Here is a 24,396-nt window from a genome sequence, read left to right as displayed (position 1 = left end):
GCGCGACGGTTCCACTTCACCTCCGTACCCAGGTTCTCTGTGGCCGCGTACATTCTTCCGCAAGGCGGCCTTGATTGGGGTGGTTTGCGCCCAGTCCGGAATACCGGCAGGCCGGTTTCGATTGCTCCTCCTGTAGTGATCACGGAGGGGGACGCTGGTGACCGACCTGAAGCTGTTCCGGTTGGCTGCCGATGGCCAGGACGCCGAGCTGCGGGGCTCGACGGTCGCGCTGGAGGTGGAACTGCAGCGGCGGGTCGAGGCAGGTATGGAGGCCATGCTCGGCATCCGCTTCCTGGCGTCGGAGTACCCGACGGGGCCTTGGCACCGTGGCCGGATCGACTCGCTCGGCCTGGACGAGAACGGCACGCCTGCGCTGATCGAGTACAAGAAGGGTGCTGACAGCGGTGTCCTCTCACAGGCCGTCTCCTACCTGTCGTGGCTGGACTCCGCACGTCACGAGTTCGAGGCGCTGGTCAAGGAGAAGCTGGGTTCCGAGGCCGCCGAGGCGATCGACTGGCGGAACCCGCGGATGGTCTGCATCGCGGCCAGCTTCTCGCACCACGACCGGGTCGCCGTGCACCGGCTGCACGAGCGGATCGACCTGGTTCGCTACCGCGTCTTCGACGGCGAGCTGCTGAGCCTGCTGCTGATCGAGTCCACATCTGGGTCTCCCAGTCCCGCTCCGGCTCGGCGGCGGAGTCGGCAGAGGGAGGTGCCGACCGGTGCCAGCGTCGGGTCGGTCCAGGCGCCTCCGGACGCGGCTCCCGCTTGCCTGCAGGACCTGTACGCCGAGTTGGATGAGTCCCTCACCGTCTGGGGCGAGGTGGAGGTGGCTCAGCTTCGGCACTACATCGCCTACCGTCGGTTGGTGAACGTCGCCTCCGTCATCTTCCGCCCGAAGCACCAGGCGATCCTGGTCTACCTCAAGGTCAACCCGGACACGGTCGAGCTGGAGGAGGGCTTCTCGCGCGACATGCGCGGCATCGGCCACCTCGGGACGGGCGACCTGGAGGTGCGGATCGCCTCGGCGGCCGACCTGGAGAAGGCGGGACCGCTGATCCGGCGGGCGTTCGAGGCGGCCTGACGCAACAGGAAGGGCGGCTGGTGCCTCGGTTTCTCAATGCACCAGCCGTCCTTTGGGGTCTGCGGTCCGTCGGCCCTGGTCCGGTCGCTCTCATACTCATGCCTCCGGTCCTGCCAGGACGAAGTCGTCCTGGGTCAGCTCCGCTCGGAGCCTTCGCTCTGCGACGTCGGCGTAGTGCGAGGACAACTCGACGCCGACGAACCGCCGGCCCTCGCGCAGGGCGGCGACGCCCGTGGAACCGCTGCCTGTGAAGGGGTCGAGCACGGTGCCGCCTTCGGGGCAGATCCGCACGAGCTGCTGCATGATCTCGACCGGCTTCTGGGTGATGTGGACGCGGTCCTTGCGCGGCTGGGAAGCGATGAAGTGGCCGGGCAGGTAGAGGTCCCGGTCCTTTTCGAGGCTGCCCTTGACGCCCCAAGTGATGAACTCGGCCGACTGCTTGAACCCGCCCTTGCGGGGCCGGCTGGCGGGCTTGATCCAGGGGATCGTGCCGCTCCAGGTCCAGCCCGCCATCTGCAGGGCGTCGCTGGTGGTCGGCTCCTGGCGCCAGTCGGAGAACACCATGGCGACGGAGTGCTCGGTCGCGGCCCGGTATGCCTCGGTGAGCAGCGCGGTCAGCCAGCTTCGGTAGCTCCGCTGGTCGCGGTTCTCTCCGGGGAAGTTTTGCAGGTCGTGCGCCGATCCGCTGGTGACGTACTTGGCGCGGGCGGTGCGGCCGGTGCGGTCCGAGCTGGTGCGTCCGCCGGAGTTGTACGGGGGGTCGGTGATGACGGCGTTGACGCTCTCGTCCGGGAGGGTCTTCAGCACGGTGAGGGCGTCGCCTCGGTGCAGCGTGTAGCTCATGTGCGGGGCCTCTTTCAGGGCACGACGGGACTGGGCCAGCTCCGGACGGCGGTCAACAGCGGCCGTTCGGAGCTGGGTTGCGCCGGAGGTTAACCGCGATTTCCGGCCGCACCTAACGAGCCCGTGTCGTACTCCGGGCCCGGGTTCGGCGGTCGTTTGGTGCGGCCGGAATCCCGGTCTACTGTCTCGCCGTGTCACCGAGGAAGAGCCCGGCTCCACCCCAGATGACCTGTGCTGATCCGTGTTGCCGCGTCCAAAAGCGCGGCCGGGAGGGCACGTTGGCCCCCCGTTCTCGAAGCCGTGAGGAGACCCGGTGCACCGCCTGAGATTACGAGCGCGGCTGGCTGCCGCGCATGACCTGAAACCGGCGTCCGGGAGCTACCAACTCCCCTGACACGGGCCCGCCCTGAGAGGCGGATTCACATCGGCGCGGTGCCGACGGCTTTGCACGAGAAGTCGGCACCGCGCCTCCTACGAACCCGAGGAGCCGCTGCGATGCAGCACGCCCTGATACGCCCACGCCCTGACCCAACCCCGTTGCCCGGCCGGGCTGTCCGCCCCTGCGAACGGCGACGGCGATGAAGAAGACCACCGGAACTGTCGTCGGTCTCTGCGCCTCCGGTCCGCTGCTGCTGGCCGTTCCGATCCTCGGTATCGCGGCCGGGAGTGCTTCGGCCTCCTGCTCGACCGGCGGTACACAGGCTGTGGATACCTCGGCCGTTGCCGCTCAGGTGAAGGCGATCCTGGACGACGGAGACAGGGGAACGGTCTCGGTGCCGGGCCTGGACGACCCGGCCGAGCAGGTGCCCAACGCCAAGACCATCCAGGCCACGGGTGTCGCGATGAACATCCCGGCCCGGGGCCAGATCGTGGCCCTGGCGACTGCCTTGCAGGAGAGCGGCCTGCGGAATCTGACCTACGGCGACCGCGACAGCCTCGGGTTGTTCCAGCAGCGTCCATTGCAGGGATGGGGCACCGCGAACGAGATCCTCGGCCCTGTGTACGCCTCGACGAAGTTCTACGAGGCGCTGGAGAAGGTCTCGGGCTGGCAGTCCCTGTCCGTCACCCAGGCCGCCCAAGCGGTGCAGAAGTCCGGCTTCCCCGAGGCTTACGCGAAGTGGGAGCCCCTGGCCACCGCCTTGCAGCAGGCGATCGAGCCGCTGCTGTCGACGGCCGGCGGCACGTCGCCGAGCCCTTCGCCATCCGGCTCGGGCAGCACGGGTAGTTTTCCGGCGAGTACCGCGGGTGGCTGTACGAGCGGCGGGGACGGGACCGACTTCGGGACCATCCCGCCCGGCGCGGTGCCGGCCGGATACAAGATCCCGGCAGACGCTCCGCCGAAGGTCCAGACGGCGATCCGCTGGGCGCTCGGCCAGCTCGGCACCCCGTACCAGTGGGGCGGGAGCTGCGCCGATTCCCACGGGCCCGACCCCATGGGCCGCTGCGACTGCTCCTCGCTGATGCAGCAGTCGTACAAGGCCGCCGGGGTCGCCCTCACGCGGACGACGTACACGCAGGTCAAGGAGGGCAAGGCGGTATCGGTCGACGCTCTCCAGCCCGGTGACCTCGTCTTCACCGAGGGGACTGCCGAAGTCCCGGAACACGTCGGGATGGTCGTCGGCCAGGGCTTGATCGTGAACGCCCCACACACCGGTGACGTGGTCCGCCTCGCGACCCTCGCGTCCTGGAAGCCGCAGATCCTCGCGGCCCGCCGAGTCGTCTGACCGGCGCTTCTCCCCTCCCCCTTTCCTTGCACCGCCGCTTCGCCCCCCTCGGGCTTTGGTGTGCATTAAATCGAACTGGAGTTCTTAATGTATCTCGCCGACAAGGTCGTCCAGCTCGCCTACGACCCCGGGATCAAGCCGAACGATGGTGGCCTCCCCGGCTTGGCGGTCCTCAAGCAGGTGATGGGCTCGATCAACCTCTTCGGGATCATCGCCGTGGTCGGCGCGCTCGCCGTCAGCGCGGGCGTGTGGGCCTGGGGCCATCACTCCGGCGGTCACCAGGCCGAGGCCAGCGGCAAGAAGGGCGTGCTGGTCAGCGCTGGCGCGGCCCTCCTGCTGGGTGCCGCGAACGGTGTGGTGGCGTTCTTCAGCACGCTTGGGACGCAGGTCCACTGATGTCTCCCCGTTCCACGAACCCCGGCGGCGCATCTCGCGTGCGCCGCCGGGCGCTGCTCGGCACCGCTGTCCTGGTGGTGCTCGTCGCCCTCGCCGGCCTGGCCGCCTACCTCACCCGCGACGGCAGGACCTCCTCCAAGGCTCCCGCACCGCAGGCGAGTTCGGCTTCCCACTCCTCTCCGACCGCTTCTGCTTTCTCCTCCCCACCACCGCACGGGAGCCGCAGTGCACTGCCCATGCCCCCGTCCACGCACGACCCGATCACCTTCGGGAAGGCGGCAGCCGCGGCGCTGTGGTCCTACGACACCCGTGCCTACTCCCAGCATGAGCTGCTGTCTGCCCTGCACAAGTGGCTGACCAGCGAGACAAAGTACGCCGACAGCGCCTCGGTCGACGCGCTCGTTCCCTCGCGCGTGCTGTGGAAGGAGATGGCCGCCAACGGCCAGTTCGCCACCGCCACCGTGAACGAGGCGCACTTCCCCGACTCGTTCACCCAGGCCCTGCAGGCGGACCCTGGGGCGATCACCACCGCGTACGTCTACGCCGTGACGGTCTCCGGCAAACAGTCGATCGCCTGGAACGGCTCACCGCACGGCGGTGCCGAGAACCGCGTCACCACCCTCGCGGTCCAGTGCCGCCCCTCCCAGCCCTGCTCCCTGGCCGGTGTCCTGCCGACCGTCGCGCCCTGACCCCCACCCCAGAAAGGAGGTACCGCCATGGGAGTCTGCGACCTTCCGCTGATGAACACCGTCTGCGACACCGTCGACTTCGCCACCAACCCCGCCGGGACCGTCACGGACGGCATCGGGGCGTGGATCGCGAAGTCAGCGGGTGAGCTGGCCGCCAGCGCGGCCGACCTCGCCGCCAAGGCCGTCAACGAAACCACCGCCATCGATCTCAACGCCGGTTGGTTCCGGGACAACTACGAGCTGCTGTTGCCCATCGGCCTCGCCTTGACCGTCGGCACGTTCTGCATCCAGTTGATGTTCGCGGCCTGGCGACGGGACGAACGCGCCCTCGCCCAGGCGGCGATCGGCACGATGACCGGCGTCCTCTTCTCCTTCTGCGCCGTCGCCTTCACCTCCGTCGCCATCACCGTGGTCGACGCTCTGTCCGACGGCCTGTTCCAAGCAGCCAACAGCTCAGTCGACGACGCGATCCGCCGCGTCATCAAGGTCAACAACCTGGGAGCGATGTACGGCCTCGGCTGGACAGTCCCAGCCCTGGTCGCCCTCGGCTGCGCGATCGGCGCGTGCTGCGTCACGACGTCTTCCATCTTCTTCCTCGGAGGTAAGGGCGCGGCGACGGGCGCGTGTTGAGCAGGCATGGCGAACGCCTCCATGGCGAGCGAGTAGGGCTGAAAGGGGTGTGCGGTGGGGGTCGGGCCGCAGGGGACGGACTCTCGGCGTTTCACGACCGCGAGAACCCGCTTGCCGCTGCCGTCTTGATTGAGGCAAGCCGTCCATGCGTCGGCCTCGGCCGTGACGAGCAGAAGACCGCGTCCGTCCAGCGAGTCCGGCCCGCTGGTGCGAGGGATCGGCGGCAGGGGGGAGTTGTCCTCCACCTCGATGCCCACGGTTCCGCTCTGGGCGGTGAGGGTCAGCGTGATGTGCTCGACCACCACCTGGCTGTCCGCGTCCGAAGGGCGCTCGGTGCCGCCTGGCGTACCGCCGTGGCGCTCGGCGTTCGTGGTGAGTTCGCTGACGATCAGGACCGTGCGGTCCATCAGCTCTTCAAGTCCCCAGGCCGACAGCGTTTCCCGCGTGAAGGTCCGTGCCGCCCCGGGTGCCATGTCGTCCGAGACCATGGTGAGGCTCACCCGGTACTCGGGGGACTCGATGACGGACTCCAGGCTCCAGATAGGCATCATCTCGGCCTCCTCACAGTGTCCGCCGGAGTCCGTCAAGGACTCGGCGGCAGGTCTCGGTGGAGGCGTCGAAGCTGCGGAGGTGCGTGTCGACCGCCGTTCTCGGACCTCCTTCTCTGGCCTGGGCAGGCTCGGAGACATGGCCCTGCCCGCCCGGCGGCATCCGGTCTCCAGAGCCGTACGTCTGAATTGCGTTCACCGAATCCCTCCCGGGGGAAAGCCAGTTGGTGGTTTGGTTGACCTTGAGCGAACCGTGAATCACGGTGGGTTGGTATCCCCCACCGGTCGGCGATGCCGTCAAACCCGTCAAAGATCATCTTGTGAACAGGGGCGCACGATGAGGCGCGAGCGGAACGAGAAGCTTGCCGCTGTGATCGCGGAAACCGGCTGGTCGCAGCCGAAGGTCGCCGCTGCCCTCGTACGGGTTGCGGCCGAGGTCGGCGCCGACGAGCTGCTCGGCACCAGCCGCTCGCACATCGCGATGTGGATCGCGGGAACGGAACCCTCCGGGCGGGCGCCCATTATCTTGAGCGAGACATTGTCCCGTCGGCTCCAACGCCCCATCACTCCCGCCGAGATCGGCCTCACCCCGCCGAAATCGGGTGCGGTAATGGCATCCGAATGGGACGTCGATACGGTGAGTGCGTTGGTGGATCTGGGGAGAAGCAACGTGGACCTGGAGCGACGCCGAGTGCTGGCCGGCACTGCCTACTCGGTGACCGGACTCGCCCTGCCTGGACAGACGTGGTGGGACGAGGCCCCCGAGCGTGCCCGATCGCGCCCCGCTTCGACGACCCGGAGAATCGGGACTGCCGAGATCAACGCGCTGAAGGAGATGACCGAGTTCTTCTCGAAGCGCGACCAACGCCAAGGCGGAGTGGACGGCCGGACAGCCCTCTACCAGTACATCTACGACGACGTCGCGACGTACGTCGGCGGTGTCTTCGCCAGTGACGAGACGCGCTGCCGCCTCTTCGCCGCCGCCGCCGAGCTGGTGTACGTCGCCGGCTGGATGAGCTTCGACGCATCGCACCACGAGGCCGCCCGGCGGTACTTCACCCTGGCGGTGAAGCTGGCGGCCGAGGCCGAAGACGCACCGCTGGCCGGCCACGTCCTGCGAGCCATGGCCCACCAGGCGACAGATCTCGGCCACCCCAAGGCAGCCGTGGACATCGCGACGGCCTCGGTCCAACACAAGCGGTACACCCTGGCGACTCCGCGCGAACGAGCCTTGCTAGGCGTCGTGCGGGCGCGGAGCCTGGCCACGGCCGGACGGCGGCAAGAAGCGCGTACAGCCCTCCTCCGGGCTGAGGACGACCTCGCGGCGGCAAAGCCCGGGGATGACGAGCCCGCCCGTGTCTGGTTCTTCTCCGAGGCCAGCCTGGCGCACGAAACAGCTCGCGCGCTCTGGGCTCTCGGCGACCTCCAGGGAGCCCAGGACGAGTTCTGGCGCAGCGTCCATACGAGGGAGACCGGTGCCTTCGGTCGCACTCACGTCGTGACCTTGGGATACCTGGGCGCCGCGCAGGCAAGTCAGGGCAACGTCGAGGCCGCGTGCGGCACTTGGGCCCAAGCCCTGGACGCCATGAACGGCGTCCATTCCGGTCGAGCCCGCGATGCGGTGATCAACATGCGCCGGGTTCTCTCCCCGTACCGCAACCGCGGGATCAGCGCGGCAGCGGAGATCGACGAACGAGCCAAGGCCGTGCTCAGGCGAGTAGCCTGACCGCGCCATGACGATGGGGCGCGCGGTGCGGACACGTACCGGGCATCCCATCTGGAGGGAAAGAAGGGGCAGTTGTGACCGAACAGTCCATCGAGGTGCCGATCGTCGCCACGGTTGTGGGGGGCCATCTGAAGGTCGGCGACGACTTCCAGGGCGGCGTGGAATCCATCATCCGGCTGCGCCCGGACTACCCCCTCGACACGTTGCAGGGGATCGAGGAGTTCTCGCATCTCCAGGTCACCTGGTACTTCTCCGAGGGCTCACCCAGCGACGTCGCGCTGCATGCCCGCAGCCCTCGCAACAACCCGGAGTGGCCGGCGACCGGAACCTTCGTACACCGCAACCACCGGCGCCCCGCCCGGATCGCGACGTCGTTCCCCCGCCTGCTCGGAGTGGACGGGCGCGACCTCCACGTGACGGACCTCGACGCCGTCGACGGCACACCGGTCATCGACTTCGTGGCCGTGTTCAAGGAGATGCTCCCGCGCGGCCCTGTCACACAGCCTTCGTGGCCAACCGAGATGCTCCATGACTACTGGAGGGATGCGCGCGAGCGGTGATCGAGTGCCGATGGAGGGCTGGCAGCCCGTCGAGTCCCTCCTCGTACGGCTGTCGTTCAATCTGCTTGTGCTCGTGGCTGAGCACCGGTTCCGCGCCCGGAGTCGTGCAGCCGCACATGATGATCACGACCCGGCGCTCGGGGAGGGCCTCCGGAAGAGGCTTCCTGGTCACCGACTTCATCGGCCCGGAACTCCCCGATGTCCTCGCGCTCGCCGGCGTCGTCATCTCCCGCAGGCGGCGCGGGCACGATCGCCGAACTCACTGCCCTCCGCAAACCATCCGTCCTGATCCCTTTGACGACGTCGGCGGGCAACGAGCAGGAGCACAACGCCGGCGCAGGGCGTGGCGCCGCACCCGGCCCACCTGCACTGGTTCCGCCGTCTGCGGATTCGCTGGGAGGTTCGCGACGACATCCACGAAGCCTTCCTCACTCTGGGATGCGCACTCGTCTGCTGGCGACGCTTGTCTGTCACAGCCGACCCGAGCCCTCGCCCTCCCGCAGTAGCCATTCCCTGACCGAGGGAGCGTGACCGAGGAGCTGACGTACCTGCATGCCTTCATCTCGTGAAGTCACCCGCGGCAGCGGGGTGAAGGCATCGGGAAGTACATCCAGCAAGCTCCCCACGCGTTCTCCCTCACGCAGAGTGATCAGCAGTTCGCACCGCAGCTGACGTGGAACGTCCGGGCGGTGGGACAGGGAGTGCCAGAAGTCTGGCCACAGGTAGTGGGTTCCGTCGGGCACCACATTGGCTTGCACCCACGCTGGCTCAAACCGAGGTCATATGCCCGCTTCTCCAACCTGAACAGCGAGGAGGAATCGACGACCTTCAGCTCGCGAGGCAAGGGCTGATCGAAGTGCATCGTCCCATGCAGCAATAATTCAGGGCTCACCTGCTACGGGTGCCACCTTCTTTGGCAATCGCTTCCAGTTTGCCCCGATTGGTGAGGGTGTCGTGGTGTTGGGGACCCAGCAGTCGCTCGCTGTCGGCCACCACCTGCTCCAACAGGGCAACGGCCTCAGCCGTACGCCCCGCCCGCGAGTAAGAGCTGGCCAAGTTGCTCCGGACAGCGAGGGTGTCGTGGTGTTCGGCACCCCACAGCCGCAGGGCGTCGTCCAGCACCTGCTCCAGCAGGACGATGGCCTCAGCCGTACGCCCCGCCTGCCGATAGGAGCTGGCCAGGTTGGCCCGGACGGTGAGGGTGTCGTGGTGTTGGGGACCCAGCAGCCGCTCGCTGTCGGCCACCACCTGCTCCAACAGGGCAACGGCCTCAGCCGTACGCCCTACCTGCCGGTAAGAACTGGCCAGGCTGCTCCGGACAGCGAGGGTGTCGTGGTGTTCGGCACCCCACAGCCGCAGGGCGTCGTCCAGCACCCGTTTCAGCAGGACAATGGCCTCAGCCGTACGCCCCGCCTGCCGATACGAGGTGGCCAGGTTGTTCCGGACAGTGAGGGTGTCGGAGTGCTCAGGACCCAACAGCCGCTGAGCGTCGGTCAGCACCTGCTCCAGCAGGACGATGGCCTCAGCCGTACGCCCCGCCTGCCGATACGAGGTGGCCAGGTTGGCCCGGGCGGTGAGGGTGTCGGAGTGCTCAGGACCCAACAGCCGCTCGCTGTCGGCCACCACCTGCTCCAACAGGGCAACGGCCTCAGCCGTACGCCCGGCCCGGCGGTAAGAGCTGGCCAGGTTGGCCCGGGCGGTCAGGGTGTCGTGGTGTTCAGAACCCAACAGCCGCAGGGCATCCGTCACCAGGCGGTCCCAGTGGACAATCGCAGCGGTGTAGAGGCCCGCGTCGGAAAGGCTGTGGCCGGCCCGGTACAGGACCGGGTGGCTGTCAGGGCCCCACAGGAGGTCTGCGGCGTGCGTGTGCAGGATGTCGGTGTTGGCCCGCAGGACGGCGCACAGCTCGGGGTCCGTGTGATCAGCTTCTGGCCAGAGCTCCAGGAGAGCGTCGGCGGCAGCTCTGACGGTCGCGGGGAGTTCGGCGGCCGGGGTTATCTCCAAGGCGGCTCGGGCGGTGAGGGCGTGCACCTGGACGGCGCGCGGGCCGTTGCGGAAGTTGTCGGTGATCAGGCCGTAGCGGTGCAGCAGCCGAAGCGCGGCCCGGGCCGAGCCCGAACCGGGGCGCGCGGCGTGGTGGGCTTCCAGGTGATGGTCGAAGAATTCGCCGGTCCATAAGGTCTGGGGGTGGCCAGCGGGGTCCAGGACAGCGGCAAGGCGTAGTGCAGGGACAGCTAGCCCGATGGGGTCGCATTTCTGGGCGGCGTCGAGGGAGAGGAGTAGCGCGGCGGCGACCTGGCGGCCGTATCCCTCGGTGTCGGCGTGGCGGGGTAGGAGGTCGTCCAGTTGTGCGGTGCTGTCGTTGAAGAGGTGAAGGTACTGGGAGCAGTTCACGTCTTCGTTGATCATGTAGGCGGCGGCGTGGGCGAGCGCCAGCGGCAGAAGCCCCAGCGTGGTGGCGAGTGCGACAGCACGGTCGTCCAGCAGGTGGGTGGTTTCTTCGGTGGTGAGACGATCGCGCAGGTAGGCGGCTGCTTCACTGGGAGTGTAGGTGTCAATGGGGATCACGGTCCGGCCACCCCCGGAGAGTTGGGCCTCACGGCGGCGGGTGGTGGCCAGTACCCAGCCTCTGCTGGAGAGGGAGGGGGGTGGCCACCACGGTTCGGCGGCGTTGGGGTCAGTGATGTCATCGAGGACCACCAGCCAGGAGCGGGACGTCGTGGCGAGCCAGGTCATGAATGCCTGCGCGTCGCTCTCGGCGTCTACGCCCTGAGCCCCGGGGGCTTGGACGCGGTGGGCGGCTTGCGCGTACAGGGCGGTGATCTGGTCGATCTCGGTGGCGTTGGCCCACACCACCAGTTCGGTCCCGGCGGCCAGCGCTTGGTGGGCGTAGGCGGCTGCCATCTGGGACTTGCCCACTCCGCCGCCGCCCGAGAGCACCTGCGTCAGGACCGTCGTGGCATGACTGTCACGGGCCCGATCGATCCTGTGACGCACGCTGGTGCGGTCCTGGAAGGCCGAGGCCAGCCGCGGCACGGACCCGACCAGAATGGGGGCGGCCACCGCCGGTGAGGGCGGCGAGACGAGTAGACCGGGCATGGTGACCGGCACGCCGGAGGGCTCGGCGGGCGGCGTCCAAGGCGGTGTTGCCGTAGCCGCCGGCGCGGCCAAAGATCCGGCGAGGGCCTCGATCAGGTTCTGTGGCACGTTCTTGACGGTGGAGATCTGGATGTTGCCGGTTGACCCGCCGAGCCGCTGATGCTCGCACGCCCACAGCGCGACCAGGTCATTCCCCTGATCCTGGGCGCGCATCCTCAGGGCTGCCTTACGGGTGGCGATCCGCAGGAGAAGCTCCACATAGCGCCAGTCCGGCTCGTTGCCCCGGTTGGGGGTGGAGTGGTTGCAGAACGTCGTCCCGGACGGCGCCTTGTCGAGGACAAGCTTCAGCTCAGGCGTGAGGGCGAGGACCTCATCGCCGTGGTCCTGGAGCTGGGTCGTCGGGTGCGTGTACTTCACCCGGAAGTCACCCAGAACCTTCCCGTACTGCGACCAGTTGCTCGTGTTCCGCAGGTCCATAAACCACTCGCTGGCCATACCGCTGTGATCCTCCACGCCGAGAGATCCGGGGGATCAGCATGACCCATCGCCCCGAGCAGCGTCCGTCGAACTGCGAACAGATCCGGCACGGCCCGAACGGTCTCAACAGATCATGCCTCTACCTGCACAAACAGGCTGACCTCGCGGCTCGATGGCCTCGGATTGATTCCACGGTCATTCCGATGTCGATCAACGATGCCCCTTGTGCGCAGAACCTGTTGCATCAGTCCTGGCTGCACGGCGCAGCCAGGGTCGGCCAAGACCGGGCGGCTCCAGAAACCACGTAGGAGGCCTCCGACATGGCCACTTCCCTCGCGCATCTGCAGACGGACAACCGCTCCCTCACCGAGAAGCTCGACCGGGCGAACGCGAAGATCACGTATCTGAAGGTCGCGGTGTCCCTCATGACGGGCGTCATCGCGTTCTTCGTCGGCTACCTCGTGGTCCGGCACCTGGCCGCCGAAGCACTCGCCGCGCTCGGTGCCGGCGGCGTCTGCTTCGCGACGTTTACCGGTCTGAGCTTCACCGTCCAAGCTCACCTCAAGCGGCCGTGACCCACTTGGCTACGTGACCTCCGCCGGACGAGACGGACCCGGTTGCATCTGATGGGTGTGGCCGGACGATCGGGCCAGGCCGGGTCCTTCCTCTCCCTCCACACCACCGTCGTCCTGCTGACCGGACTCGTCATCGGCGGCCTCACCGCCCTCACCGGCGTCCACCCCGCCACCGCCGTTATCGGGGGCCTCACCACCACGGAGCCAGCAGCGACGTCCTGCGCACCCTCATCCGGTGACCTTCAGAACCGGGTCGGGCCACAAGCCGCGTGGCCCGACCCGGCCGCACGTCAGCGGGAAGACGGCCGGTGGTCCATGCGGGTCCGCGACGCGAGCGGCGACAAGGCGCGTGTGCCACACGTGACATGGCAGTGACGGCGGTCCAGCCGAGCGTCCTGGAGTTCGTCCGGCTCCACGCAGGCATGCTCAGCGCCAACCGCTGTACCGCAGTTGCTACTACTGACCTTTTCGGATTGGCTTCGAGGGGTCTGAAGCGAGGGTCAGTCCGGTTTCGGTGAGGCAGCCGTCGATGAGCTCGGGGTGGCGCTGGATGCGGGCGAGTCCTCGGCGGAGGGTTCGGGTGAGGTGGTCGGGGTCAGTGAATGCGGTGTTGGCCATCGGGCCGCGCCGCAGCAGAGACCAGATGCCCTCCACGGGATTCAAGTCCGGGCTGTAGGAGGGAAGTTGGATGATGGTGAGCCATTCGTGGTCGCCCGCGTACTTCCTCATCCCGGCGGCACGATGAGTGTTCAAATTGTCCCAGACGACAACGATCGGGGCGCCGAGTTGCAGGTGCGCGCGGACCAGGAGGTCGCGGTAGTCCTGCCAGGCGAAACTCTTACGTGCTCCTTTGAGTAGCAAGTGGAAGCGGGGCCGGTAGATCATCCGGGACCTTTCCCCGGGCCGGTAGCAGCACATCGCGGCGATCGAGATCCGTCGCCGGGACCGTCCCCGCACTCTCACTACGGGAGTCTGCCCGCGTCGCCCCCACGTGCGGGCTCGTGGCGGCGTCATCGCGAACCCGGCCTCGTCCTCGAAGACGATCCAGGCATCGAGCGCCGCCGCGGCGCTTCCACCTGCGGCCACACATCCTTCTTCCAGAGCTCGACCGCGTGCTCGTCACGTTCCAGCGCGCGACGGGCCGGGCTCTGCCAGGACCAGCCGTGGCGGTGCAGGAGCCGCCACACTCCCGCGATCGAGCAACTGACCTTGAACCGGCGGCCGATCAGCGTTCTGACACGTTCCAGCGTCCACCGCTGATCTTCCCAGCCATGCGCGGCCGGCCCTTTCGCCAGCTCCTTTTCCAGCAGGGCGAACCGTTCATCCGACAGCTTCGGCAGTTTCGCCGGTCCCTTCGACTTCAGACCCTCCATACCGCCTTCACGCCAGGCCCGGCGCCACTGCTCCACCGAACGCTCGCTCACCCGCAGGTCCCTGGCGATGTCCGAAGTCCTGTCACCTCGTGCGAACCTCTGCCCGGCTTCCAGCCGGATCCCTTCACGCACGGCCCGCCGCTCAGCAGTCAGGCCCCCACCATCCGCGTACCGCATAACACCGGCATACCGCAGGGATCACCCAACGTCACCACCCGAAGGCAACCCGAAAAGGTCAGTAACCGCCGGATCGGTCCAGTTCTCGTATTGCTACGGCAGAGGGACATGTAGCGGAGAGTGACATGCCGTCAAGGTATGTCGCGGTAATGCATACACCTCACCCGCGGAAACGGGTCCGTTGTCGCACGCCGGCCCTACGTCGGCAACCCGCTGCTGGTGCCGAAGAGGCTCCCGGGCTGCGAGAACCCAGATCCGGGTCCGATGGGGTAGCCCACGTTGTTTCGCACGTAGTGCGTCTCGCCGAGGACCCAGTAGAAGAGGTCGGTCAAGCTCCGCGGCCACAGCACCAGGCCAGCGCCACCGATGTAGCCGTGAGCGTTGCGCCTCGCCAGAGGCTTGAGCAGCTCGACGAGTTCCACACCGGCTTCCCGACCAGCGACGGCCGCGGTCGTCGCAGCAGTTACCAGATCTGCGAGCTGGAGGTGGGGAAGGTGGTCGGAGGGAGCCGTCACGATCGGCATGACCACGCGGTTCGGCTTCACGTACGTGGTGCCGACCATCGTGAGGTCCAGAGCCTCGGCCAGCCACTTGGTGTGATCCCGATTGCCGCCGCCGGGGATGTCGGCGATGACGACCCCGCGCTCCTCCCTCGACTCCAGGTGCATCTCGATGCGCTCGTAGAGGTAGCCCAGGATCTCTCGCGCGACCCTCTCCTTCGGCCAACCGATCTGGCCTCGGTCCCAGATCACCACGGCCGTGCTGACACCGCAGCTGGCGGCAATCTCCAGCATGCGACGGCGCGTGCGCTTCACCACCTCGCCACCGGCTCCCGCCATGAAGCTGCCCTTCGAGGAGTTCCACTTGAATTCCTCGCCGGCAGGCATGCCGAGCTCAGTCCGGAGCTCGTCGATCTGGAGGCTGTACGCCGCCACCTGGTCCTCCGGGAACATGACGGCGCCTACCGAGACGAGTTCACCGAGGTGCTCCCGGGGCGGGCTCTGCTGCCCGCTGTCGTCGATGAAGATCAGCTGCATGTGCTCTCTCCCGTCCCCAGCCCAGCCACATCAGCCTGCGTCGCCTTCGCGGCGCGCGCAGCCGCGGATCAGAGCGTACGACGGGCCCGCTGAAGGACCTGTTGGGCAGGTGAGGGGCGGCGCAGTCCAGCGCAACGCGCCTGGCTGGCACCCGGCGTAGGCCCGGCCGGTGTCCCGCTCTACCCTGCCGGATCATCACGAACGACGCAGAGCAGCGGCAGGCACGGATCTGAGCAGGGCTGGAGGACGGCGTGTCACTCTCCGCTACATGTCCCTCTGCCGTAGCAATACGAGAACTGGGCCGGATCAGGAGAAACACCCATGGTGCTCGCGTTGGCCGGACATCATGACGGGCTATGGAGATCGAAGCCGTGGCAGCGCTCGTCGCCTCGGGCGCCGCAGTCCTTGGCGTGCCCGCCGCTCTTGTTGTGGGTATGCGGCAGGCGCGCGCCGCCCGCCAGGCTGCGGAGCTGGCCGCCGGTTCGGCCCGTGAGCAGTGGCGTAGCAGTACACGCCGCGAGGCCGCCGTCACCTTCGTTTTGGAGATCGACCGCGCTCTTGAAGAGGCCCGAAAGCTCTCGGTCTCTTACGACGTGCTCGACCTTGACGAGTCCAAGCAGGTCCAGCGCGCGCTGTGGCGCGCCATGGCCGTGGTGCGGATCGAGGGCCCGAAGTCCCTGTCGGATGTTGCGGCCGACGGGTACAAGGTGGTGAACGGAGCTCTCGGCCGTCATCTGGTGCATCACGTCCAGGCGCGACCCCAGTTCCTCATCCGAGCCGCAGCCAACGAGGGGAGCGAGGTTGCGGACAAGGTCCGCAAGCGGCTGGCTCTGCCGACGGGCCGTGACAGCCTCTTGCAACATCCGATGTGGGCGGAACTGGCGGCGAGCGGCATCCTTCCCACCAGGGAACTGCGTCGTCTGGAGGGCCACCTTAGGCACTCGGGGACGTGGCCGGACCGAGAAGACCACAGCACTTTCCTCAAGACGTACGAGCGGGCGCGCGGCGAGATCGACGCGTTCATTGACGCCGTGTACGCCCACTTCGACCAAGAATCCGCGCATTGACCAGCAGGGTGGCAGCGAGGCCGACGCGGCCCTTCACGTAGCAGCGCTGCCGGCTGTCGTACTCCCGAAGCGCTTCGATCGGGCCACCGGACGAAAATGCCCACTCCAGGCCAGACCTTGGACACTGCCCTCATCACTCAGGGTGACCAATTGCGGCACTCCGAGCTGGAATACGCGACACCTCAACATGCGAGCCCACCAGTCTCGACCCCGGTGAGCCAGCCAGGTCCAGGGGCGGGCGAGTTGTCCAGGATGGACGAAGCCCAGCGCAACGCGCCGCCGAAGGCGTCCTTGACCGCTCGGCACGGCCCGCACACTCCACAAGCGGGCGGCCCCGGCCGACAGCGCACGCAACACCCGTTGAAACTCCCCACTCCGTTGAACGACGGAGCGAATGAGGCGACGAGCGGCACTGGCCGATTCCAGAGATCCCCATCAACGCGGCTGCACCCGGGACGCTCGGCGACGACAGCGCGGAGTTCGTCCATGACGCGGGCGCCGAAGCCTTGTCGGCGGAGGGTGTCGCGGACGCAGAGCTCCTTGAGAAAGACGCGTAGGCGGCGAGACCGACGATGTCACCGGCTTCGTCCTCGACCAAGAGCGCGGACGCCAGGGGTGGGGAGCCCGAAGAGGGCCTCCTCCACCTGAGCCCGGCGTTCCTCGAACGGCTGGATCTCCGTCGAGCTTGGTGGCGTCGTTGGCCACATCAGCGACGGCGTCAACCGGCAGCTCGGGTCAGCAACGCTTCTATGCGGGAGCGGATGGACGTGGCCCGGGGGTCGGCATAGGGGGTCAGGTGGGTCAGGGCCTCGATCCAGTGACCACGGGCAGTCTCGGGGTCCTCCGGGTGAACGGCTGCGGCCAGGTGGTCGAGTTCCAGGGCGAGCTGCCAGGTGTCCCCCAGGTCGCGGTGAACGGCCGCGGCCTGGCGGTGGAAGGTGGTGGCCTCGTCGTGCCGATCCATCGCGGCATACGTCTGGCCCGTGCCGCGCCAGGCCAGGGCTTCGCGGCTGCGGTCGCCGAGGCGGCGGTGGAGCATGGCGGAGCGCTGGTAGGAGGTCAGGGCGTCGCCGTGCTGGGTGGCGGTGCGCTGGATGTCGCCGAGGGTGAGGAGCCAGAAGCCTTCCCGGGTGTGGTCGCGGAGGGCGAGCGCGATGTCGAGCGCCTCGTCGATGGATCGCCGGGCGGCATCCGTGTCGCCCTCTTCGAGTCGCAGGGCGGCTGCGATCCGAAGGAGGTTGCCTTCACCACCACGATTGGCCAGGGCCCGGTGCGCGGCAAGCGCCTCGTCGATGACCGAGGCGGCCTCGGGCAGGCGGCCGGCGCTGAGGCGAGCGCTGGCGATGTTGGACAGTGCGGTGGCGGTTCGTTGACCATTTCCCAGGTCTCGGAAGACGGACATGGCCTGCCCGAAATGCGTGTCCGCCAAGTCGAGTTCGCGTTGTCGTAGATGGATCAGGCCCATGAGGTTGAGGGCTTGGGCCTCGTCGAACCGGCTCTGCGAGCTGCGAGCCAACGTGACGGCTCGCTCCAGTGCGTCCAGGCCCTCGGAGAAATTGTTCAGAGCCCTGTGCGCGATGCCCGTGTTGATGAGCAGCCGTGTCTGCGCTCTCTGGTCCTCTCGTCTGGTCGCTGCCTCCAATCCGATTCGGCCCAGTTCCAGCCAGTCCCGCTCCGATGAGGAGGCGGGTCGTGCGAACCACAGGATGGTGGCCAACTGCCAAGCCGTCTCGTCCATTCCGTTTCGGGCGGCGTCGCGCACGACGGGGAGGAAGTTGCCCTGTTCCCGTTCGGACCAGTCGACGGCGGCGTTGTAGTCGGTGAAGACGAGGGGCGTGACTTCCGGCAAGGGGCCAGGCAGTGGCAGGTGGTCCTCTGACGGATAGAGCCACGTCTGGGCGGCGTCGGCGGTGTGGAGGTACCAGCTCAGGACGCGTCGTCGCGCAGCTTGCCTCTGGACGGACGGCTCCTCTGCCTGCGCAAGGTCGGTGGCGTACGCGCGTAGGAGGTCGTGGAACTGGAACCGGTCCGGGGCGGTCTGCTCCAGCAGGTGGGCCCCGACCAGATCGTCGAGCAGCTGGCGTGTTCGGTTGGGTGTGGCTTCGCCGAGGGCGGCGGCAGCAGGGAGACTGAACGCCGCTCCAGGGTGCAGTCCAAGGAGGCGGAAGAGGCGGGCCGAGTGCGTGGGCAGAGCGCGGTAGGACCAGGTGAAGACCGAACGGATGGCTTCGGCCTCGTCATCGATGCCGGTGCTGAGGGCGTCCCAGAGGGCGGACTCGTCACGCAGATCGCTGATGAGATCGTCGAGTCGCATGTGCGGGTGGCTGGCGGCCCGTTCGGCGGCGATCCGCAGGGCAAGCGGCAGACGGGCGCACAGGCGCGCCAGTTCTGCGAGTTTGTCGCCGTCGTCCTCGGGTCGATAGCCCCTCGTGACCGCGCGCAGCAGAGCGACTGCCTCTGGCTCCGGAAGCGTGCCAAGGGTGATCCTTTGGGCGCCGTTCCGCACTGAGAGACCCGCCAGGCGGCTGCGGCTGGTGACCACAACGAGGCTGTCTCCTCCGCCGGGGAGCAGCGGCCGGACTTGGCTGACCGTGGCCGCATTGTCCAGGAGGATCAGGACCCGGCGGTCGGCGATCAGTGAGCGGTACATCGCTGCTGCGTCGTCGACGTCCTGGGGAACCTCGGCCGGGGCCACGCCCAGGGCCCGCAGGAATCGCTGAAGTGCCTGCGCGGCTGTGACTGGTTCTCCGGGATCGTACCCGCGGAGGTTGACGAAGAGCTGGCCGTCGGGGAACTGGTCCTTGACCTGGTGCGCCCAGTGCAGGACCAGCGAGGTTTTGCCCGCGCCCGCCGTGCCGGCCACCACGTGAACGGAGACGACGACGCGCCCGCCGTTTCGGTCGGCAAGCACCGCGTTCAGCTGTCCCAGTTCGTTGAAGCGGTTGACGAAGCTGTTCACGTCCGCTGGGAGCTGGCGTGGGACGGGCCCCGATGGCCCCGAAGCGGCGGCGTGGTGGAAGTGGATGTCACCAGTGACGCTCCCGGCCTGTACGACATCGCGAGACGACCCGGAGAGGTCGTTCTGCGAGTCTCCGGGTCGCCTGTTGCCCTCTGTAGGCATGTCGATCGATGTGCCCTGGTCAGGCCGCGGGCGGCGGAGGCAGGTCGGCCACGGCACGGTCGAAGTACGCCTGGACGTCCTCCGCAGCCGCGTACAGTTCCCGCAGATGCTCCGCCCAGTTCCTCACGGTGCTGGGATCGGTGAAGCGAATCGCCCCGTCCGGTTGGCCGGCAGCGGTGTACAGCACACGGTAGAGAACCCGACTGTCCAGAAGGTTCAACTCGGGCAGCAGCGCATCGCCCTCCGCGGCGGCGACCGCGGAAGCAGGCAGGACGCGAACGGAATGCCCGCATTCCGCGCTCAGTCGTAGCCAGTTCAGCTCCCACTGCACATATGGCGTCAGCGGCTCCTCAACCACACGAATACGATGAAAGACCGCCCCGCGCGACGCTTCATCCCTGGCCCTTCGAACCAAGGCGTCACGGTCGGCCTCGAACAGCCGCAACACTGCTGGCCAGTCCCCCTGACGCAGCGCCTCCCGGCTGTCGTCGTTCGCCTCCTCGAAGTGCTGCAACCGCTCCAGTTTCCAGGACTCCCCGTCGCGGATCGCGGCGCGCCGCTCCCGGAAGTCCCGCTTGTAGTCCTGGCGTGTGAGCCGCTCACCCAGCTCGTCCGGGAGCCCAGGAGCGAGGAGATCAAGCATCGGGAATGTCCACCTTCGCCGCACTCAGCATGTTGCCCGGGATGACGACCAACCGCTCGTCCGGCCCCAGGTTCACCTCGCTCGGCAGGCGCGACCGGTAGTGCGCGGTGAGATCGCGGCCGATCACGGCAACGTCACCGTTGCTCAGCTGCCAGATGTCCGGGCACTCGTCGTCGTCCTTGGAGTTGCCCAGCTCCGCCGCCGACTTACCGAGGCGCTTGACGAATAACGCAGACGGATCGGCTTCCCATGCGCGGGCCACGACTGCCTCCAGTATCCACAACATCACTGACAGTGGCCTCAACGATACCGGGCACACCTGGATGCGTACATCAGGAAAACCGCCAGTTCACGCAGCACTCCCCCAGCGCACGCACGGACGTCCTGAGCTACCGCGCAATACCGCACGGGTGATCCGAGTCATACAGATGACGGGACGCAACCCCCTGCGTCGACGGCATCCGAACCGGGGCTGCCCGGACGCCGCAAGGGTCGACCGAAGCCTTCAACTCTCCCGCGCGGGGGGAACTGCAGCACTGTTGAAGGTGATGCCGGAGAAGTCCCGACCCTGGATCACCGGACCATACTGGGCACCGCCACTGACTGTGTTGGTCACCGAGCCCTCAGTCAACGCTGGAATCCGGCCACGCCACGAGTCCAGCGCGGCAGCGAACTCCGGGTCAACGGCCGCCCGCGCGGCGAGGGCACCACTCAACGCTTCTGCCCGTGCCGGTTCGCCTGGCGCCTCGCCCAGCGCCACCAACTCGGCCTCCCCAGGTGCCGGGGCTCCCGCCTGCCTGCCGAACGGTCTCCGCAGCAGCTCACTCAGCGCCGCCCATGCCTGCCGCCCCATCTCGCCCCCGGCCCCGCCTGCCAGCGCCGCCAACACTCCCACCGATACCGGATCCAAGGCGTCTCCTCGACTACACGTTCCCGGTCTCATTTCGACTGACCCACGGTAGAGGCGCAACCATCCTCACCGCAGCCCGAATCTCTGAACCTTTCCAGACGCCGCTCAAATGAGCCGAGTCAGACCACCCGCCACTCTCGGGGCGGCAGACTGCACCGAGCCCGAGACGATGCCGCGCAGGCCCTGCGCGCGGCCGGCAGTCCAGCCGGTGGCATAGACGAGCAAACCGCTAGCAGGCGGCAAGGCCGTGACGCTCGCTTCGGGCATCGTCCTGGCCCCCATCCCCTTGCTGGCGCCCCAGCCCCAGCAGCTTCAGCAGGTCGGCCGTCACCACTCGGTAGGCGTTCCCGAGCCGCAGAACCTTGACCGGGTACTCCCCTTGCTTGGCGAGTCCGTAACCGGTGGATCGGCCGATCATCAACGCCCGGTTCGAGGTGTCGAGGTCGATCACGGCAGGAAGGGCAAGCAGTTCGTCGCCCGTCAGCCCTCGCGCCTCACGGACCAAGTTAGATGCCGCCATGATGCCATCCTCGTAATTTCTAGGTGCCGTAGTGACGCCGAAGATGTATCACGTAGTTGCGGCGGCACTTTATCGCCGCATACAGTGTTGCCATGACACCTGATCAATGGCCGACAGCGTTCACCGGTCGGATCGCCCAGCGCTTGCGGGACGCGCGCAAGGCTGCCAGCCTCACCATGGCCGAAGTCGCCCAGGGCTGCGCCGACCGCGGCTTGCCAGAGTTCACCGAGCACTCCATGAAGAACCTGGAGTCCGGGCGCAAGACGAGCATCACCGTCGCGGACCTCGTCGTCCTGGCTGACGTCCTGGGCGTCCCGCCAGTGACTCTCCTCTTCCCACTCGGTTCCTCGGCCACGGTCGAGGTCCTCCCGGGCCGGGAAGTGTCCACCTGGGACGCGGTCGCGTGGTTCACCGGCGAGTCGCCCCTGGAGGGCCCCGCCCCCGAAGGCACCGCCCGGGACGTCCTCGACGTCTTCCGCCAGCACGGTGACCTGGTGGCTGCCGCGATGTCCTCCCACGCCCTGGCCAGGGAGCGGCGACGCACGGCGAGCACCACCCTGGACCGGGCCCGCAGAGCCACCCTCCTGCAGCGTGCCGAGGGCTACGAGGAGCACGCGTTCGAGGACTGCCAGGAACTGCGCGCGTTCCGTGGCCGGATGCGTGACCGCGACCTCGCACCTCCGGTTCTGCCCGACGAGCTGGCCTTCGTCGACCAGCCCGAAACACCAACCCACCCAGAGGACAACGAGTGAAGAACGGCAACCTCATACGGCGGTGCCGCTGCACCGACCCGAGGACCAAGAAGGAGTACGGCACTTCCTGCCCCAAGCTCAAGTCCTCCCGACGACACGGCACCTGGACCGCCGCCCAGGAACTCGACCCCGCACAGGACGGCCGCCGAAGGCGGTTCCGTCGCGGCGGCTTCGAGACCTCCGCCAAGGCCCAGGAGGAGCTGGACAAGGTTCGCGCCCTCATGGCCATTCCCGAGGAGGACGACGCCTGGGGCAAGACCCAGATCAGCGACCTCCTGGAGAACTGCGTCAAGGACAAGGACCCCGTCCCGGACTACGACGAGACCCGCCGCCGGTTCAAGACCGGTCAGACCCTCAACTCGAAGACCACCGTGGCGGAATGGCTCGACACCTGGCTCACTGGCCGCAAACGCCTGCGACGCGGCGGGGCCACCCGCTACGAGCTGGATATCCGGGTCCATCTCAAGCCGCACCTGGGCCACCTTCGGCTCGACAAGCTGCGCGTCCACCACGTCGACTCGATGTTCAACGCGATCAACGAGCGCAACATCGAGATCCAGGAGCAGAACACCCAGCGCCGCTCTGTTCGCGACGAACTCAACGCGACCCCATGGAAGGGCGCGGAGAACCGGGCGCGACGCAAGTGGCTGCAGGAACAGCTCGACGCCATGCCGCCCTTCCGCCGGATCACCGGCCTCAATACCCAGCCGCATATCCGCGACACCCTGCGCGCCGCGCTGAACGTCGCCATCGCCCAGCAGGTCATGCCCGCTTTCAATCCCGCCGCCCACGTCGAGCTGCTGCCCGGCGCCAAACCGAAGGCCACCATCTGGAGCGACGAGCGCATCGCCCGCTGGCAGGAGACCGGTGAGAAGCCCTCACCGGTCATGGTCTGGACCCCCGAACAGACCGCCAGGTTCCTCGACTCGGTCGCCGACGACCGCCTGTACCTGTTCTGGCGGCTCATCGCCTTCCGGGGTACCCGGCGCGGCGAGGCATGCGGCGTCCGCTGGCAGGACCACTCGGCGAAAGCCCGCTCCCTGGCCATCGCCACCCAGCTCGTCCAGGACAACTGGGAGGTCCACGAAGGCGCACCCAAGACCGACAGCGGCGTCCGCCTCATCGCCCTCGACGACGAGACGCACCAGTTCCTGCTCGCCCACAAAGCCCGTCAGGAGCAGGAACGGGAAGTCTGGGGCGAGGGCTGGCAGGAGTCCGGCCGGATCTTCACCCAGGAGGACGGCTCCCTGCTCCACCCCGGCAAGGTCAGCGACCTCTTCGAGCGCCTCGTGGACGCCGCCGGCCTGCCGCCGATCCGCCTTCACGATCTTCGTCACGTCGCCGCAACGCTCATGCTCGCGGCCGGGGTCGACGTCAAGGTCGTCTCCGAGACCCTCGGCCACTCCGACACCCGCATCACCCGCGACACATACCAGTCCGTCCTGGACGACCTCGCCCGCGACGCCGCCGAGAAGGTCACCCAACTCGTCCCGCACACCCGCAAGACTCTCTCCGTCGTCATGGACCAAGAACCGGTTACCGGCACCCGCAGGCCCCGGATGATCCCGCCCCGCAAGGGCAGCCCAGCAGAAGACGAACGCACCGCCTGACCACCACCAGGCAGCAAGGAGCCCGGCCAGGGGTGGACGAGGTCGGATACCTCCCGCTGGAACGTGACGAGGCGAACCTCGTCTTCCAGATGCTCTCCAAGCGCTACGAAAAGGGCTCCACCTTGCTGACCTCGAACAAAAGTTTCAGCGAGTGGGGCCAGGTCTTCGGCGACGACGTCCTGGCCACAGCCATCATCGACCGCCTCCTCCACCACTGCGAGATCCTCGCCATCAACGGCGCCAGCTACCGGCTGAAGAACCGACTCGCCGCCATCGAAGGCGGCATCACCGCTGTCAGCTGACGCAGTCTCAAGCTCCGTACGTCAGCCCGTACATACCTCTGCACTACAGCCCGTACGCCGACAGTTCGTGGAGGGACTGACCAGGGCGGCTTCAATTCCCGGTAGGAGTGGGCTGTCGGTGATGCCCCAGATCCAGACGGCGTGTTCGGGTGCGTCCCGGATCGCCCGGGTGGTCTTGGCGATGTTGTCCGCTCCCAGCAGCCGCAGTCGGCCGATGGCCAGGTTCCGCAAGGCGGCCATCGCCCGCGGCGCGCTGCCGGTGTGGACGGTGGAGGCATCCTCGGCGAACACCACATCTCTGACATGGTGGCTGGAATTTTCGATTCCCCAGTGCCCGCGCACGTATCCGCCCAGGTCAGCGGGGCTGGCTTGGTGGGTATCGAGGCTGGTGACGGCGTAGACCGTCTCCCGGGTCTGCCGCTTGCCGCTCTCCTGGCGGCGCCGGTGGATGCGCAGGGCCAGCCGCGCTTTGGGGAAGGCGATCCCGCCCAGGTTCGCCGCGATGGCCATGGTCTTGACCGAGCGGGACTCCC

At 67.8% G+C, this 24,396-nt stretch carries 21 protein-coding genes and 3 pseudogenes; 14 read left to right on the top strand and 10 right to left on the bottom strand.

Annotated features, from left to right (window positions below; genetic code table 11):
• Positions 1 to 157 precede the first annotated feature (157 nt).
• Positions 158 to 1,084 carry a DUF5655 domain-containing protein gene (locus OG562_RS23745; protein WP_266400981.1) on the top strand — a complete coding sequence of 309 codons (927 nt, stop codon included), beginning with the start codon at positions 158 to 160 and terminating at the stop codon, positions 1,082 to 1,084.
• Positions 1,085 to 1,180: 96 nt separating this feature from the next.
• On the opposite strand, the gene OG562_RS23740 is transcribed toward OG562_RS23745, so the two are convergent.
• On the bottom strand, positions 1,181 to 1,927 hold the full coding sequence (locus OG562_RS23740; RefSeq protein WP_266400979.1) for a site-specific DNA-methyltransferase: 747 nt from the start codon (positions 1,925 to 1,927) through the stop codon (positions 1,181 to 1,183).
• A gap of 578 nt (positions 1,928 to 2,505) precedes the next feature.
• Between OG562_RS23740 and OG562_RS23735 the strand changes: the two genes are divergently transcribed.
• From OG562_RS23735 to OG562_RS23705, 7 genes and pseudogenes are all read left to right on the top strand, one after another.
• A complete protein-coding gene (locus OG562_RS23735; RefSeq protein WP_266400977.1) occupies positions 2,506 to 3,651 on the top strand; it encodes a C40 family peptidase in 1,146 nt (381 codons plus the stop codon).
• Positions 3,652 to 3,738: 87 nt separating this feature from the next.
• Positions 3,739 to 4,047 (top strand): DUF6112 family protein, encoded by a 309-nt coding sequence (locus OG562_RS23730; RefSeq protein WP_266400976.1) that lies wholly within the window; start codon positions 3,739 to 3,741, stop codon positions 4,045 to 4,047.
• Positions 4,047 to 4,736: a hypothetical protein gene (locus tag OG562_RS23725; protein WP_266400973.1), complete on the top strand. Its 690-nt coding sequence runs from the start codon at positions 4,047 to 4,049 to the stop codon at positions 4,734 to 4,736. Before OG562_RS23730 ends, OG562_RS23725 begins: the two co-directional genes overlap by 1 nt.
• 27 nt (positions 4,737 to 4,763) lie before the next feature.
• A pseudogene (locus OG562_RS23720) lies at positions 4,764 to 5,300 on the top strand (ATP-binding protein); the annotation flags it as partial.
• 951 nt (positions 5,301 to 6,251) lie between these two features.
• The gene (locus tag OG562_RS23715) at positions 6,252 to 7,640 is read left to right on the top strand and encodes a Tat pathway signal protein (protein ID WP_266400970.1); all 1,389 of its coding nucleotides are present in this window, start codon (positions 6,252 to 6,254) and stop codon (positions 7,638 to 7,640) included.
• A gap of 74 nt (positions 7,641 to 7,714) precedes the next feature.
• The gene (locus OG562_RS23710) at positions 7,715 to 8,200 is read left to right on the top strand and encodes a TrmO family methyltransferase (protein WP_266400967.1); all 486 of its coding nucleotides are present in this window, start codon (positions 7,715 to 7,717) and stop codon (positions 8,198 to 8,200) included.
• A gap of 161 nt (positions 8,201 to 8,361) precedes the next feature.
• Positions 8,362 to 8,533: pseudogene (locus OG562_RS23705) on the top strand (glycosyltransferase); the annotation flags it as partial.
• 555 nt (positions 8,534 to 9,088) lie between these two features.
• Here OG562_RS23705 and fxsT read toward each other — a convergent pair.
• Positions 9,089 to 11,812, bottom strand: coding sequence for an FxSxx-COOH system tetratricopeptide repeat protein (gene fxsT, locus OG562_RS23700; protein ID WP_266400964.1), 2,724 nt, complete (start codon positions 11,810 to 11,812; stop codon positions 9,089 to 9,091).
• Positions 11,813 to 12,096: 284 nt separating this feature from the next.
• On the opposite strand from fxsT, the gene OG562_RS23695 reads away from it, so the two are divergent.
• Both OG562_RS23695 and OG562_RS23690 read left to right on the top strand, forming a co-directional pair.
• Positions 12,097 to 12,351, top strand: a complete 255-nt coding sequence (locus tag OG562_RS23695; protein WP_266400962.1) for a hypothetical protein — start codon at positions 12,097 to 12,099, stop codon at positions 12,349 to 12,351.
• Positions 12,352 to 12,408: 57 nt separating this feature from the next.
• Positions 12,409 to 12,726 carry a hypothetical protein gene (locus OG562_RS23690; RefSeq protein ID WP_266400960.1) on the top strand — a complete coding sequence of 106 codons (318 nt, stop codon included), beginning with the start codon at positions 12,409 to 12,411 and terminating at the stop codon, positions 12,724 to 12,726.
• 81 nt (positions 12,727 to 12,807) lie between these two features.
• Here the strand turns inward: OG562_RS23690 and OG562_RS23685 are convergent, their stop codons facing one another.
• From OG562_RS23685 to OG562_RS23675, 3 genes are all read right to left on the bottom strand, one after another.
• Positions 12,808 to 13,365: a transposase gene (locus OG562_RS23685; protein WP_266409482.1), complete on the bottom strand. Its 558-nt coding sequence runs from the start codon at positions 13,363 to 13,365 to the stop codon at positions 12,808 to 12,810.
• Positions 13,362 to 13,901 (bottom strand): winged helix-turn-helix domain-containing protein, encoded by a 540-nt coding sequence (locus tag OG562_RS23680; protein ID WP_266400958.1) that lies wholly within the window; start codon positions 13,899 to 13,901, stop codon positions 13,362 to 13,364. The genes OG562_RS23685 and OG562_RS23680 overlap by 4 nt, the downstream gene beginning before the upstream one ends.
• Before the next feature lie 197 nt (positions 13,902 to 14,098).
• Positions 14,099 to 14,938, bottom strand: a complete 840-nt coding sequence (locus OG562_RS23675) for a DUF3800 domain-containing protein (protein ID WP_266400957.1) — start codon at positions 14,936 to 14,938, stop codon at positions 14,099 to 14,101.
• Positions 14,939 to 15,294: 356 nt separating this feature from the next.
• On the opposite strand from OG562_RS23675, the gene OG562_RS23670 reads away from it, so the two are divergent.
• Entirely contained in the window at positions 15,295 to 16,005 is a 711-nt protein-coding gene (locus OG562_RS23670) for a hypothetical protein (RefSeq protein WP_266400956.1), read from the top strand.
• Between the two features lie 718 nt (positions 16,006 to 16,723).
• On the opposite strand, the gene OG562_RS23665 is transcribed toward OG562_RS23670, so the two are convergent.
• The 4 genes from OG562_RS23665 to OG562_RS23645 all read right to left on the bottom strand — a co-directional run bounded on the left by OG562_RS23665 (position 16,724) and on the right by OG562_RS23645 (position 21,199).
• Entirely contained in the window at positions 16,724 to 18,964 is a 2,241-nt protein-coding gene (locus tag OG562_RS23665; RefSeq protein WP_266400954.1) for a tetratricopeptide repeat protein, read from the bottom strand.
• A 181-nt stretch (positions 18,965 to 19,145) separates the two neighbouring features.
• The gene (locus OG562_RS23660) at positions 19,146 to 19,769 is read right to left on the bottom strand and encodes a DUF6879 family protein (protein ID WP_266400952.1); all 624 of its coding nucleotides are present in this window, start codon (positions 19,767 to 19,769) and stop codon (positions 19,146 to 19,148) included.
• Positions 19,762 to 20,031 (bottom strand): hypothetical protein, encoded by a 270-nt coding sequence (locus OG562_RS23655; protein ID WP_067020178.1) that lies wholly within the window; start codon positions 20,029 to 20,031, stop codon positions 19,762 to 19,764. The genes OG562_RS23660 and OG562_RS23655 overlap by 8 nt, the downstream gene beginning before the upstream one ends.
• A gap of 877 nt (positions 20,032 to 20,908) precedes the next feature.
• Entirely contained in the window at positions 20,909 to 21,199 is a 291-nt protein-coding gene (locus OG562_RS23645) for a hypothetical protein (protein ID WP_266400948.1), read from the bottom strand.
• Between the two features lie 92 nt (positions 21,200 to 21,291).
• Between OG562_RS23645 and OG562_RS23640 the strand changes: the two genes are divergently transcribed.
• The 3 genes and pseudogenes from OG562_RS23640 to OG562_RS23630 form a co-directional block, all read left to right on the top strand.
• Entirely contained in the window at positions 21,292 to 21,951 is a 660-nt protein-coding gene (locus OG562_RS23640; RefSeq protein WP_266400947.1) for a helix-turn-helix domain-containing protein, read from the top strand.
• A complete protein-coding gene (locus OG562_RS23635) occupies positions 21,948 to 23,561 on the top strand; it encodes a site-specific integrase (RefSeq protein WP_266400946.1) in 1,614 nt (537 codons plus the stop codon). Before OG562_RS23640 ends, OG562_RS23635 begins: the two co-directional genes overlap by 4 nt.
• 32 nt (positions 23,562 to 23,593) lie before the next feature.
• Positions 23,594 to 23,863, top strand: a pseudogene (locus tag OG562_RS23630) (ATP-binding protein); the annotation flags it as partial.
• 21 nt (positions 23,864 to 23,884) lie between these two features.
• On the opposite strand, the gene OG562_RS23625 reads toward OG562_RS23630, so the two are convergent.
• Positions 23,885 to 24,373 carry a hypothetical protein gene (locus tag OG562_RS23625; RefSeq protein ID WP_266400945.1) on the bottom strand — a complete coding sequence of 163 codons (489 nt, stop codon included), beginning with the start codon at positions 24,371 to 24,373 and terminating at the stop codon, positions 23,885 to 23,887.
• Between the last annotated feature and the right edge of the window lie 23 nt (positions 24,374 to 24,396).

Origin of the sequence: Streptomyces sp. NBC_01275 (assembly GCF_026340655.1) — a bacterium.
Classification (GTDB): Bacteria; Actinomycetota; Actinomycetes; order Streptomycetales; family Streptomycetaceae; genus Streptomyces.
This window is presented reverse-complemented; position numbering and strand designations above follow the sequence as displayed.

Excerpts from the sequence above, each read along its gene's own strand:
- OG562_RS23740 (WP_266400979.1), bottom strand. The coding sequence starts at position 1,927 with ATGAGCTACACGCTGCACCGAGGCGACGCCCTCACCGTGCTGAAGACC.
- OG562_RS23735 (WP_266400977.1), top strand. The coding sequence starts at position 2,506 with ATGAAGAAGACCACCGGAACTGTCGTCGGTCTCTGCGCCTCCGGTCCG.
- OG562_RS23730 (WP_266400976.1), top strand. The coding sequence starts at position 3,739 with ATGTATCTCGCCGACAAGGTCGTCCAGCTCGCCTACGACCCCGGGATC.
- OG562_RS23725 (WP_266400973.1), top strand. The coding sequence starts at position 4,047 with ATGTCTCCCCGTTCCACGAACCCCGGCGGCGCATCTCGCGTGCGCCGC.
- OG562_RS23715 (WP_266400970.1), top strand. The coding sequence starts at position 6,252 with ATGAGGCGCGAGCGGAACGAGAAGCTTGCCGCTGTGATCGCGGAAACC.
- OG562_RS23695 (WP_266400962.1), top strand. The coding sequence starts at position 12,097 with ATGGCCACTTCCCTCGCGCATCTGCAGACGGACAACCGCTCCCTCACC.
- OG562_RS23685 (WP_266409482.1), bottom strand. The coding sequence starts at position 13,365 with ATGACGCCGCCACGAGCCCGCACGTGGGGGCGACGCGGGCAGACTCCC.
- OG562_RS23680 (WP_266400958.1), bottom strand. The coding sequence starts at position 13,901 with ATGCGGTACGCGGATGGTGGGGGCCTGACTGCTGAGCGGCGGGCCGTG.
- OG562_RS23675 (WP_266400957.1), bottom strand. The coding sequence starts at position 14,938 with ATGCAGCTGATCTTCATCGACGACAGCGGGCAGCAGAGCCCGCCCCGG.
- OG562_RS23670 (WP_266400956.1), top strand. The coding sequence starts at position 15,295 with ATGGAGATCGAAGCCGTGGCAGCGCTCGTCGCCTCGGGCGCCGCAGTC.
- OG562_RS23660 (WP_266400952.1), bottom strand. The coding sequence starts at position 19,769 with ATGCTTGATCTCCTCGCTCCTGGGCTCCCGGACGAGCTGGGTGAGCGG.
- OG562_RS23645 (WP_266400948.1), bottom strand. The coding sequence starts at position 21,199 with ATGGCGGCATCTAACTTGGTCCGTGAGGCGCGAGGGCTGACGGGCGAC.
- OG562_RS23640 (WP_266400947.1), top strand. The coding sequence starts at position 21,292 with ATGACACCTGATCAATGGCCGACAGCGTTCACCGGTCGGATCGCCCAG.
- OG562_RS23625 (WP_266400945.1), bottom strand. The coding sequence starts at position 24,373 with ATGGCCATCGCGGCGAACCTGGGCGGGATCGCCTTCCCCAAAGCGCGG.